This is a genomic window from Janthinobacterium sp. UMAB-60, assembly GCF_900095235.1.
GTDB lineage: Bacteria > Pseudomonadota > Gammaproteobacteria > Burkholderiales > Burkholderiaceae_D > Janthinobacterium.
Window position 1 is genome coordinate 1 of sequence record NZ_LT607492.1, and the last position, 11,202, is coordinate 11,202.

Below are 11,202 nucleotides of genomic sequence, written 5' to 3' on the forward strand. Positions count from 1 at the left end.
GCGGATGGCCGGTGGCGCCTTCGGCAACTGGGGCGCGACGGGAATCTGCTGCAGCTGGCTACCGGCGCTGGGGGGATCGACGGCCCAGGCGGCCTGGATCGCCAGTAACAAGGTCAGGGGGAGTAATTTGGTGTTCAAGGTTATCCTTTCTAGCGGCGCGCCCGCGCCAGGCACACCGCTTTTGGCTGCACCAACGGGGGAATACAAGAGCTGAAATGGCAGTATCTTTTTAATATTAATGTTAAATTCAATGGCAACTGAAAAATCAAGTTCTGCTCAGCAACATTAATCCATTTTAGCCCTTCGTCAGGCAGGAGAATACCTATCGGATGACCTCGTTCACCACATTGGTGCGACCTTAATGGCGATAGCCCTAAAATGCGAAAACTCCCGTGAAAATGTGCGTTTCAACTGAAAAATTCGTTGTCTCAACGCAACAATATTGCAATACCACCACTATCAATATGCTATTCCTCGCACGCACCACAACTGGAAATTAGGCAAGGCATTGGCATTACTTCAACACAAAACAATGTTATTTTTTCCATACACGGATACGACTCCGATGACACACTTTCTTTTGGCGTATTGGTATGTCACATACTTGTAAAAATAAATTTTTAATATGTGAATATTGATATAAATATTATTTCTGGCGGTGCGGAACGGGGATGGGCGGCGGGTTAAATTTCCGCGAGGAACACTGGCGTGGCAGGCATGCAACACCTCAGCCAGGGGGTGAGGTGTTGCATGCACGTGGAGAGGAAGAAGAGCGGAAGTGCGCTACTGCATTGGTGTGGCCAGGCGCTACCTGGACAGCACGTATTTCGCCAGGGTCACCGCATCGGCTTCGCTGAGCTGGCTGAATGGCGGCATGGGCACGGGACCCCATTTGCCGGCGCCGCCACTGCGGATGTTCGCCGCCACGGCAGCGACGCCGTCCTTGCCCTTGTATCTGGCGGCCACTTCCGCAAAGCCCGGACCGACCACCTTCTGGTCGAGGGCGTGGCATGCCATGCAGCCATTCGCCGCCAGCAAGGTTTTGACATCCTTGCCGCTGGCGGCCGGGACAGCCGCTGCGGCTGGCCTGGCCACGACCGCGGCAGGTGCGGCGGCGCCCCGCTCCGCGCCATAGGTTTTCACCAGGTAGTCGACCATGGCGGGCATGTCCGCGTCGTCAAACTGGGCGCCGAACGGCTTTTTCATCTTCTTGACGGTGGCTTCCCAGTAGGCGCGCGGCGAGGCAGGCGGCTGGCTCGATGCATACTGGGCCGCGTGGCAGGTCATGCAGTTGCGCTGCACCAGCTGGTAGCCGGGCAATTCGCTAGGTTTGTAGGTCGCCGTTTCCGGTGGCAAATGGATTTCCAGCGCGCATGCGCTGCCCGCCGCCGACAGTGCCAGCGCGGCAAACAAGATCTTCATAGGGTTCTCCTTACACTGCCTGGATGCGCGTGGTTTCCACCACGTTGCGCATATAACCCATGGGATTCCACAGGGCTTTCATCGGTTGGCTCTGGCCGATGCGGTTGACGGCGCGCACCATCAGCACGTGCTTGCCCTTGCGCGGCGCCTTCATGACCATGCTCCACTCGCGGAACGAGAAGCGCCCCAGGTCCTTGCCCAGTGTTGCTTCCTGCCACGTCTGGCCGCCGTCCACCGACACTGTCACCTCGCTGATGCCCTGCCCGCCATCGAAGGCGATGCCGCGCAAGGCCAGGTCGCGCCCGGCCTTCACTTGCGCGCCATCTTGCACGCTGGTAATAAAGGAGCGCACGTTGAGGCGGCTGATGGGGGTCGTCTTGCCCACCGGTGTACCCGGCTCAATGAAACCGGAACCGTTGTCGGGGATGCGGTAGCCCGTGCTCATCCAGAAGCCGTCGAAGGGCTTGTCGAGCACGGTGATGTCGCTCAGGTGCTTGACCCAGTAAGTGCCGTAATAGCCGGGAACGATCAGGCGCAGCGGATAGCCGTTGAGGAAGGGAATGTCTTCGCCATTCATGGCCCAGGCCAGCAGCACGTCGCCGGCCATGATGTGCTCGACGGACAAGGCTTTCTGAAAGTCGGGACCGTCGCCCACGGGCGGCGTTTCCAGGCCATTGAAGGCCACTTGCACGGCGCCGGCGCTGATGCCGGCCTTTTCCAGCACGGCTTTCAGGGGGATACCGGTCCAGCGGGCATTGCCCATGGCGCCATTGCCCAGCTGCCCGCCATTCGCGCGCGGGGCGAAGAAGCCGCGGCTGTTACCCGAGCATTGCGTCACGGCCACAACGTCGACGGGTTCTGCCAGCTGTTTCAGTTGCGCCAGCGACAGTTCCAAAGGCGTTTTGACGAGGCCGGCGATGCGCAAACGATAGCTGTCGCCATCTATGCTGGTGGGCAAGCCGCTCCAGTGATAGCGCACGAAAAACGCGTCGTTGGGGGTAATCGCGCCTTCATTGAAGACGCTGAACGGCGTTTCCAGCTGGGGCGGACGGCTGGTCAGCAGGATCAGCGGGCGCTTTTGCGGGAAGGCCACCAGTTCGCGCTCGCCATTTTCAAACGGCAAAGTGACGGACTCCGCCAAGGCTGGGCCGGCCACGGCGGCGGCGCCCAGGGTGGCCGTGGTGCGCAGGAAGCGGCGCCGGCTTGCAGGCAACAAGGTCGCATCAGACATGTTTGAGCTCCACTTTGGTGTCGGCGGAGGCACCGCCGTTGCGGTCATCGTTGACCAGTTTCTTGATGTAGTACATGACGCTCATGATGGCCACGCTCAGCAGGCCGAACCAGAACGACACGCGCTGCTCCGTATCGGACGACACGCTCATGGCGCCCAGGATCACCAGCATGGCGATGATGGTGAAATACGTCAGATAGGGGAAAAGCCACATGCGCACTTTGATGCGTTCCGGGCACTCACGTTCCAGGCGGCGGCGCAGGCGCAATTGAGATATCGCAATGAGCAGGTAGACAAACAGGATCAGGATGCCGTAGGAATTGACGATGAAGGGGAAGACCAGGTCGGCCGACACATACGATACGGCAATGGCGAAATAGGCGAACAGAGTGCTGAACAGGATGGCGCGAATGGGCACGCCGTTCTTGCTCAGCTTGACCAGGCCCGTGGGCGCGTCGCCGCGGCGCGTCAATGCAAAGATCATGCGCGACGAGGCGTACAGGCTGGAATTGAGGGCCGACAGCACGGCCGTCAGGATGATGGCGTTCATGATGTGGGCCGCGTACGGAATGTTCATGACGGTCAGGGCGCTGACGAAGGGCGTGGCGATGGCCGGCGAATCCCAGGGCACGATGCAGACCACGACAAACATGGAGCCCACATAAAACATCAGCACGCGCGTGATGACGGAATTGGTGGCGCGGGCGATGGCCTTGGCCGGGTCCGACGTTTCGGCGGCGGCGATGGTGACGATCTCGGCGCCCGAATAAAAGGCCGTGGCGGCGACGGCGCCGCTCAATACAGGACCCCAGCCGTGCGGCATGAAGCCGCCGTTGCTGGTCAAAAAGCCCAGGCTCGGAATGCTATTGGGCAAGCTGCCCGTGATGAACAGGGCGCCCACAAACAGGAAGACGACGATGGCGACCACCTTGATCGAGGCGAACCAGAATTCGAACTCGCCAAACGCTTTCACCGAGAACAGGTTGAGCACCGTCATCGACACGAGCAAGACCAGACTGATGGACCACGATGGCACGTCGGGCAGCCAGAAATTGACCAGCTTGGCCCCGGCGATGGCTTCCAGCGCCACGACGACGACCCAGAAATACCAGTACATCCAGCCGCTCATGAAGCCGAGGAATTTCGATACTTTCGGCTTGTCGTCGAAGGCCAGGCGCGCATATTCGTAAAAGGAACCGACCACGGGCAGGGACGAGGCCAGCTCGCCCAGCATGCGCATGATCAGGACGACCAGGCCGCCCGTGAGCAGGAAGGAAAGGATGGCGGCCGGGCCGGCGGCCTTGGCGATGACGCCGCTGCCGACAAAGAGGCCGGCGCCGATCACGCCGCCGATGGCGATCATGCTCATGTGCCGTTGCTTCAGCGAGTGCTGCAAGCCGGTATTATTGTGGTTGTCGCTAATCATTTTTGTCTCCTAGTAATATCTGAAGCTCGGTGCGCCCTGGCCTGCTGCGGCCTGTTCCTGCCGCGCGGCTTTGTTTTATTTGGGCAACACCGTCAAGCAGCATCGATACATCATCAAATCAGTCTGGTTGGCTGCATGCCATAAGTCAATCTGGAAATGCAGCGGCCCGGCGCGGCGCCCAAGGGGCTGGCGCGCTGGAGGATACGTACGGGGTATGGCTGAGTTATTGCTGGTTAAAAAAAGGGAGCGGCGGCAACACTTGTGGCATTGGCGCCACTCCCCGGGAACGTCTTACACCTTGCCCTTCCATGGCACGAGGGTACGTTCGAGGTAGCGCATCATCAAATCAAACAGGAAAGCAAAGAAGCCGATCACGATGATGCCCATGATCACCACGTCGCTGGCGAGAAACTCGGAGGCACTCAGCACCATGTAGCCGAGGCCGCGCGTGGCCGCCACCATCTCGCCCGCCACCAAGGTGGTCCAACCCACGCCGATGCCGATGCGCATGCCGGTGAGGATTTCCGGAATCGCGGCACGCAGAATCACGTGCACGATGACCTGGAAGCGGGTGGCACCCATCGAATAGGCCGCGTGGATTTGCTCCAGCGACACGGAGCTGACGCCGGCGCGGGCGGCGATGGCCATCGGCGCGAAGATGGCCAGGAAGATCAGGTAGACCTTCGAGAATTCGCCGATGCCGAACCAGATGATGACCAGTGGCAAGTAAGCGAGCGGCGGCAACGGACGGTAGAACTCGATCAAGGGATCGAAGATGCCGCGTGCCACGCGATTGACGCCCATCATCACGCCGATGGGAATGGCCAGCACGCAAGCCAGGCCAAAGGCGCCGAACACGCGCACCAGGCTGGCGACCGTGTGTTCCCACAGGGTGGCGCCGCCGAAACCGGTGGTGGCCGCCATGATGAATTTCTCGTACACGGCTTGCGGCGAAGGTAAAAACAAGGGTTTCACCATGCCGCTGGCCGTCACGCCAAACCACAGCAACAGCACGACGATGACCGTGACGCTGGCGATGCGGCTGGAATTGCCCTGCCCCGGCGCGCCGAACGCTTCGCCTGGCATGGCGCAGCGGGGGGCGAACAGGCGGCCAAAAAAGCCGGCGCGCTTGGCGGTGGCGGGAGGAAATCCCACGACGGATGGGCTATGCATGGGACACCTCCAGCTCTTTGTTGACGGCGCGCTCATCGCCATAAATGATGTTGAGCACTGTTTCGCGCATCTTGATGAAGTCCGGGCTCGATTTCACGGCGCGCGCATCGCGGCATTCGAGGAAGCGCTTGTTGAAATCGAGTTCATACGTGTGCGTGATGCGGCCCGGACGGGGCGACATGACGATCAGCCGGTTCGCCAGGAACAGCGCCTCGTCGACGCTGTGGGTAATGAAGAAAAACATGGTGCTGGACTTGGCCCAGATATCGAGCAGCAATTCCTGGATGGTTTCGCGGGTCAGCGCGTCGAGCGCCGCCATCGGTTCATCCATCAGCAACATGGCGGGATTGCTGGTCAGGGCGCGGGCGATGCCCACCCTTTGCTGCATGCCGCCCGACAATTGATAAATCATATTGTCGTGAAAGTCCTTCAAGCCGACCAGCGCCAGGTTTTTCGCCGCCTGTTCGCGCCGCACGGCTTTCGCCACGCCTTGCAGCTTGAGGCCAAATTCCACGTTTTCCATCACATTCAGCCACGGCAGCAAGGCGTGTTTCTGGAATACGACGCCACGGTCGGCGCCCGGTCCTTCGACTTTATTCTCCCCGAGCATGATTTCGCCCTTGGACGGGGCGATAAAGCCCGCCATCAGACTCAGCAAGGTTGTCTTGCCGCAACCGGAAGCACCGAGCGCGACGACGAAGTCGCCGCTATTGATGGTGAGATTGATATTATTTAAAGCATGTACGCGTTCACCGGCCGTCTTGCCCGGATAAATCACGCTGACATCCTTGACGTACAGATTTTCCATGATGTCCCCGCATAGGTAGTACTTCAGTTCAACGCATTCTGTTCAGTCAGCGCGCCCGCAGACGCGCCATCGCACAACGTTTACTTCAGCAGGCCGGCGGCCTGTGCATATTTGGGTGTCACATATTTGGCGTAGTCAGGGGCCAGCGTATCGATCTTGCCTTCCGTCTTCAAAAACTGTGCCGTGGCCAGCAAGGCTTGCGCCACGCCGCCCTTCGCGCCACCACCGAGCCAGGCGGGCGAGGCCTGCTCCTGCAGCGATGGATAGGCGTACAGGGCCACGGAAGCGGCCACGTCCTTGGCAGCCGCGCCCGAATGCTTGACATTGGCTTTGACTTGCGGAGAGTCAATGGTCCATGCCTTCGGATTGGCGCGGTAGTCGGCGTCGGCAGCGGCCATCACCTTGACGAACTTGGCCATGAAGTCGGCGTTCGCTTCGCCCCAGGCGCGCTCGACGGCCATGCCGTCAAACGTGGCCTTGCCCTTTTTGCTCAGTTCGCCGGAGGTCACCAGCACCTTGCCGTTTTGCTTGAGCTTGCTCAAGGCCGGGTCCCACACGAAGGCGGCATCGATGTCACCGCGTTCCCAGGCGGCGGCGATCTGGTTCGGCTGCATGTTGAGCAATTTCACTTCCGTGGGCTTGATGCCCCACGTTTCCAGCGCGAACATGGTGTGGAAGTGCGTGGTGGAAACGAACGGCACGGCGATCTTCTTGCCGCGCAAGTCGGTCGGCTTGCTGATGCCGGCGCCGTTGCGGGCCACCATCGCTTCGGCTTCATTGATGTCGTCGATGATCCAGAACAGTTGCAGATCGACGCCGCGGCTGACGGCCGCCGTCAGCGGGCTGGAACCGATGACGCCGATCTGCACGTCGCCAGACGCCATGCCGGTGGCTACCTTGGCGCCCGAATCGAACTTGCGCCAGTTGATTTTATAGCCGGTGGTTTTTTCCACTTCGCCGCTGGCGATGGCCACCAGGAAGGGACCGTTGATTTCCTGATAGGCAATCGTCACTTCCTTGCCTTGCGCGAAGGCCGTGCCGCTTGATGCGACCGCCACGCCCAGCACCAGGGTGCCGAGGACGGCGCGGCGCAGCGTTGAAAATACCGTTTTGCTCGGGGTTTTGCTCGTATTTGTGTTCATGTCTCACTCCAAGTTATTGTTATGTGTGAACGTTCGGGCAATCTCATCCCTTTCGGGAGGCGCCGCTGTTTGCTCTTTGTCAACCATGCGGCGGCTTAGTACGGCTACTGCTATTACTATTTAAAACACCTCATCCTTCAAGTGATACCAGCGGTACAGGAAGCGCTGGCCCAGGCGGCGGAACGGGGCGAACGCTTGCGACTCGACCAGTTCCATCATGTTCGGGTACGGCAGTTTCGAATTGAAGATCGGCAAGCCCGTGTCGCTGGCCTTGCCCGCGATGCGCTCGGCCATGCGCCGCCCCGCCTGCGCCGAGTACATGACGCCGTTGCCGCCGTAACCGAGCGAATAGAAGATCGATTGCTTCGGGTCCGGTTGCACGATGCGCGGCATCATGTCGTGGCTGACGTCGACCCAGCCCCACCACGAATAATCGATGCCGATCCCGGTCAGCGCGGGGAACTTGCGGTGCAAATCGTTGATCAAAAACTGTTTGTATTTGTCGTCCGGCGCGTCGGCGCCCGTGATGGCGCTGCGGCTGCCGATCTGCACGCGGTTGTCCGGCATCAGGCGGTAGTAGTGACGCAAGATGCGCGTATCCGTGATCACCTGGTGGGTACGGAAGTTGCACGCCTCGATTTCCGCCGGGGTCAACGGGCGCGTGACGAGCGAGTTCGACAGGATAGGCAGCAAGCGGTTTTTCACTTGCGCATGCAAATGGGGCGAGGTGTAGCCGCCCGTGGCCACGGCCACGGCACGGGCACGCACCACGCCGCCTGGCGTTTGCAGATAATGCACGCCATTGCGCGTTTCCCAGCCCATCACGGGGCTGGACGGATGCACCTTGGCGCCCAGCGCGCGCGCCTTGCGCAGGTAGCCGAACGCCAGCTTGCCCGCGTGGATGCCGATGCCTTCCGGCTCGTGCAGCGCGCCGGCCGCTTCCTTGTCGTCGACAAATTCGCGCTTGACGGTGTCGGCGTCGAGGATGCGCGCGTCATACTTGAAGACCTCGCGCATGAGCTTGGCTTCTTTTTCCAGCGCAGGCATGGCTTTCGCCTTGTGCGCGATGTACAGGTGACCGCCCGGCTGCGGCTCGCAATCGATGTCGGCCGTGATCTTCTTGAATGTTTCCATCGCATCGCACACTTCCGCGTGCAATTTCAGGGCCGTATCCATGCCATAGCGGTCTATCCACTGCGAGCGTTTCAGGCGCCCCGTCGTGCATTGCGCCTGGCCGCCGTTGCGCGTGCTGCAGCCCCAGCTGACGCGGTTCGCTTCCAGCACGGTGGCCTTGATGCCGTGTTCCTGGGCCAGGAAGATGGCGCAGGAGAGACCGGTAAAACCCGAGCCGATGATGGCCACGTCGACGTCGATGTCATGCGTGATGGGGCCGTCGTCGGCGGGCGGCTCGCCGGCCGTACCGATCCAGTAGGTGGGCGCGTAGGCATTGCCGTGGCCGGGACGCTGGGCCACCAGCGGATCGAAGGCGGGATCGTAGGGCGTGCGGGCGGCGGTGCTGTTGCCCAGTACGTCAGATGGGGTGTCGACAGGTTTGTTCATGATCATTCCTGGTGAACGTACTGGCTTAAGCTTTGACGACAGGTGGGCGATCCTTGCGGAAGGCGTTCTTCACGGCGATCTTGCCATCGCGGAAAGTGAAGATGTCGACCATGCGCGCCTCGATGCGCGTACCGTCCGCCTTGGTGCCGGCAAAGGTCGACTCCGTCACGCCGCGCTCGCCGCTGACGAAGTGTTCGGGGTTGAGCCAGGCGGCGTCGGGAAAGGTTTGCCAGGCCAACTCGAAGCCGGCGCGCACGGCGTCGCGGCCGATGAAGCTCTTGCCCAGCAAGTCAGGGCCGGCCACGGCGTGGAATTCGCAATCGTCAGCCATGGCGGCCATCAGGGCCTCGATATCGTGGCGGTTCCAGGCATCGCCGAACGCTTGCAGGAAATCCGTAGTAACAGCGGTGGTGACGGCGTCGGTGTGCGGTACAGGGTGGTTCATGGTGGTCTCCGTAAATCGTTTTTGATACGCTACGTTCCGTTTTTTGTCTTTTATTGAATTTAAGCCTTAAGCATGGCCTTGTCAAATCAAATAATTCAAAAAACGGGACGCCTTGTATTCTTTAATGAAACTGTGATGTTTTGGTGACAATCTGTGAGAATTTGGTCACAAGGCTTTGTCGGATTACGCCGGGCCGAGGCCCGGCTAATCCGACCTACGCCAGCACCACGCGTAGGTTGGGTAGGTTGGGTAGGTTGGATTAGCCTGAAAGGCGTAATCCAACACTCCAGCAGCAAATCAAACGTAGTCTTTGTACTTGTCCAAATGCCGCACAGGTTTGCTCAGCGCATCGCGGCGGAACGGGTCGCCCAGTTCGCGCGTGCACATGATTTCGATGATGGTGGTCTTGCCTTCATTCATCTGCATGGCTATCGCTTTCTTCAGGGCCGGCCCCACGTCTTCCAGCTTGTCGACCGTGATGCCTTCGGCGCCCATGGCCCGCGCAATCTCGGCGAAGCTCTGGTTGTCGAGTTCACCGGCGACGAAGCGGCGGTTGTAGAAATCGACCTGGTTTTTCTTTTCCGCGCCCCACTGGCGGTTGTGGAACACCACCGCCGTCACGGGAATGTTGTGGCGCACGCAGGTCATCGTTTCCATCAGGCTCATGCCCCAGGCGCCGTCGCCCGCATACGACACGGCCGGACGGTGCGGTGCGGCCACCTTGGCGCCGATGATGGTCGGGAACGCGTAGCCGCAGTTGCCAAAGCTCATCGCCGCAAAGAAGCTGCGCGGCTTTTCAAAGCGCAGGTAGCTGTTCGCCACCGAGTTGATGTTGCCGATGTCGGTCGACACCATCACGTCTTCCGGCATGGCTTTTTCCAGCTCACGCAAGACCTGGCGCGGGTGCAGATAATTGCCCGGCTCTTTCTTCTGCTCTTCGATCATGTCCAGGCTGTACGCATCTTTTTCGTGCGTCCAGTTGTCCAGTTCGTTTTCCCACGCGGCTTTTTCTGCTTGCACGGTGGCAAAGCGCTCCTCGCGCGTCGCATCGCAGTCGAGCGTCTTGCCGTCCAGGCGAGACAGGATGGCTTTGGCGGCCGCCTTGGCGTCGCCGCAGATGCCCACTGAAATTTTCTTGACCAGCCCGAGCATCTTGTTGTCGGCGTCGATCTGGATGATCTTGGCGTTTTTCGGCCAGTAATCCATGCCGTGCTGCGGCAAGGTGCCGAACGGTCCCAAACGCGAACCGAGGGCCACGACGACGTCGGCCTGGGCGATCAGTTTCATCGCCGCTTTCGAACCCTGGTAACCGAGCGGACCGCACCACAGCGGATGGCTGGCGGGAAACGAGTCGTTGTGCAGATAGCTGTTCACCACGGGCGCGCCGAGGCGCTCGGCCAGCGCCTTGCACTCGTCGATCGCGTCGCCCATGACCACGCCGCCGCCCGAGATGATGACGGGGAACTTGGCCTTGGCCAGCAGTTCGGCCGCCTCATTGAGGCTGTGTTCGCCGCCGGCGCCACGGTCCAGGCGGTTCGGCTTGGGAATCTCGGCCTTGATTTCGCCATAGAAATAGTCGCGCGGGATGTTCAGTTGGGTCGGGCCCATTTCCGACATGGCGCGGTCAAAACAACGGCCCGTGAACTCGGCCATGCGGGCCGGATTGGTGACGTGACCTTGATATTTCGTAAATTCCTCGAACATGGGCAGCTGGTTCGCTTCCTGGAAGCCGCCCAGGCCCATGCTCATCGTGCCCGTTTCCGGCGTGATGATGACCACCGGAGTATGCGCCCAGTAGGCGGCGGCGATGGCCGTGACGCAATTGCTGATGCCGGGGCCGTTCTGGCCGATGACGACACCGTGGCGGCCCGAAACGCGGGCATAGCCGTCGGCCATGTGGCCGGCGCCCTGTTCGTGCACGACGGGAATCAGCCGGATGCCGGCGGGGGCAAAAATGTCCATCGGATCCATGAAGGCCGAGCCCATGATGCCGAA

At 60.6% G+C, this 11,202-nt stretch carries 9 protein-coding genes; all 9 read right to left on the reverse strand.

Annotation, left to right across the window (positions count from 1 at the left end; translation table 11 throughout):
- Window positions 1–807: 807 nt before the first annotated feature.
- A complete protein-coding gene (locus K0F86_RS17390) occupies window positions 808–1,422 on the reverse strand; it encodes a c-type cytochrome (RefSeq protein ID WP_219135575.1) in 615 nt (204 codons plus the stop codon).
- Between the two features lie 10 nt (window positions 1,423–1,432).
- Window positions 1,433–2,653, reverse strand: a complete 1,221-nt coding sequence (locus tag K0F86_RS17395; RefSeq protein ID WP_219135576.1) for a molybdopterin-dependent oxidoreductase — start codon at window positions 2,651–2,653, stop codon at window positions 1,433–1,435.
- Window positions 2,646–4,079 carry an amino acid permease gene (locus tag K0F86_RS17400; protein WP_219135577.1) on the reverse strand — a complete coding sequence of 478 codons (1,434 nt, stop codon included), beginning with the start codon at window positions 4,077–4,079 and terminating at the stop codon, window positions 2,646–2,648. Before K0F86_RS17400 ends, K0F86_RS17395 begins: the two co-directional genes overlap by 8 nt.
- Window positions 4,080–4,370: 291 nt before the next feature.
- Entirely contained in the window at window positions 4,371–5,165 is a 795-nt protein-coding gene (locus tag K0F86_RS17405; RefSeq protein WP_243136601.1) for an ABC transporter permease subunit, read from the reverse strand.
- Between the two features lie 79 nt (window positions 5,166–5,244).
- Window positions 5,245–6,060, reverse strand: coding sequence for a taurine ABC transporter ATP-binding protein (locus K0F86_RS17410; protein ID WP_096234679.1), 816 nt, complete (start codon window positions 6,058–6,060; stop codon window positions 5,245–5,247).
- 80 nt (window positions 6,061–6,140) lie between these two features.
- Window positions 6,141–7,202: a taurine ABC transporter substrate-binding protein gene (tauA, locus tag K0F86_RS17415; RefSeq protein WP_219135579.1), complete on the reverse strand. Its 1,062-nt coding sequence runs from the start codon at window positions 7,200–7,202 to the stop codon at window positions 6,141–6,143.
- A gap of 120 nt (window positions 7,203–7,322) precedes the next feature.
- Complete coding sequence (locus tag K0F86_RS17420; protein ID WP_219135580.1) at window positions 7,323–8,762, reverse strand: FAD-binding oxidoreductase; 1,440 nt, start codon at window positions 8,760–8,762, stop codon at window positions 7,323–7,325.
- Window positions 8,763–8,787: 25 nt separating this feature from the next.
- Window positions 8,788–9,207 (reverse strand): nuclear transport factor 2 family protein, encoded by a 420-nt coding sequence (locus K0F86_RS17425; protein ID WP_219135581.1) that lies wholly within the window; start codon window positions 9,205–9,207, stop codon window positions 8,788–8,790.
- A 297-nt stretch (window positions 9,208–9,504) separates the two neighbouring features.
- Window positions 9,505–11,202 (reverse strand): sulfoacetaldehyde acetyltransferase (xsc, locus tag K0F86_RS17430; protein ID WP_219135582.1); only part of this gene is annotated, 1,698 nt, incomplete at its 5' end.

Bases quoted from the DNA above. Each gene is read 5' to 3' on its own strand.
- K0F86_RS17390 (WP_219135575.1), bottom strand. From the start codon at position 1,422: ATGAAGATCTTGTTTGCCGCGCTGGCACTGTCGGCGGCGGGCAGCGCA.
- K0F86_RS17395 (WP_219135576.1), bottom strand. From the start codon at position 2,653: ATGTCTGATGCGACCTTGTTGCCTGCAAGCCGGCGCCGCTTCCTGCGC.
- K0F86_RS17400 (WP_219135577.1), bottom strand. From the start codon at position 4,079: ATGATTAGCGACAACCACAATAATACCGGCTTGCAGCACTCGCTGAAG.
- K0F86_RS17405 (WP_243136601.1), bottom strand. From the start codon at position 5,165: ATGCCAGGCGAAGCGTTCGGCGCGCCGGGGCAGGGCAATTCCAGCCGC.
- K0F86_RS17410 (WP_096234679.1), bottom strand. From the start codon at position 6,060: ATGGAAAATCTGTACGTCAAGGATGTCAGCGTGATTTATCCGGGCAAG.
- tauA (WP_219135579.1), bottom strand. From the start codon at position 7,202: ATGAACACAAATACGAGCAAAACCCCGAGCAAAACGGTATTTTCAACG.
- K0F86_RS17420 (WP_219135580.1), bottom strand. From the start codon at position 8,762: ATGAACAAACCTGTCGACACCCCATCTGACGTACTGGGCAACAGCACC.
- K0F86_RS17425 (WP_219135581.1), bottom strand. From the start codon at position 9,207: ATGAACCACCCTGTACCGCACACCGACGCCGTCACCACCGCTGTTACT.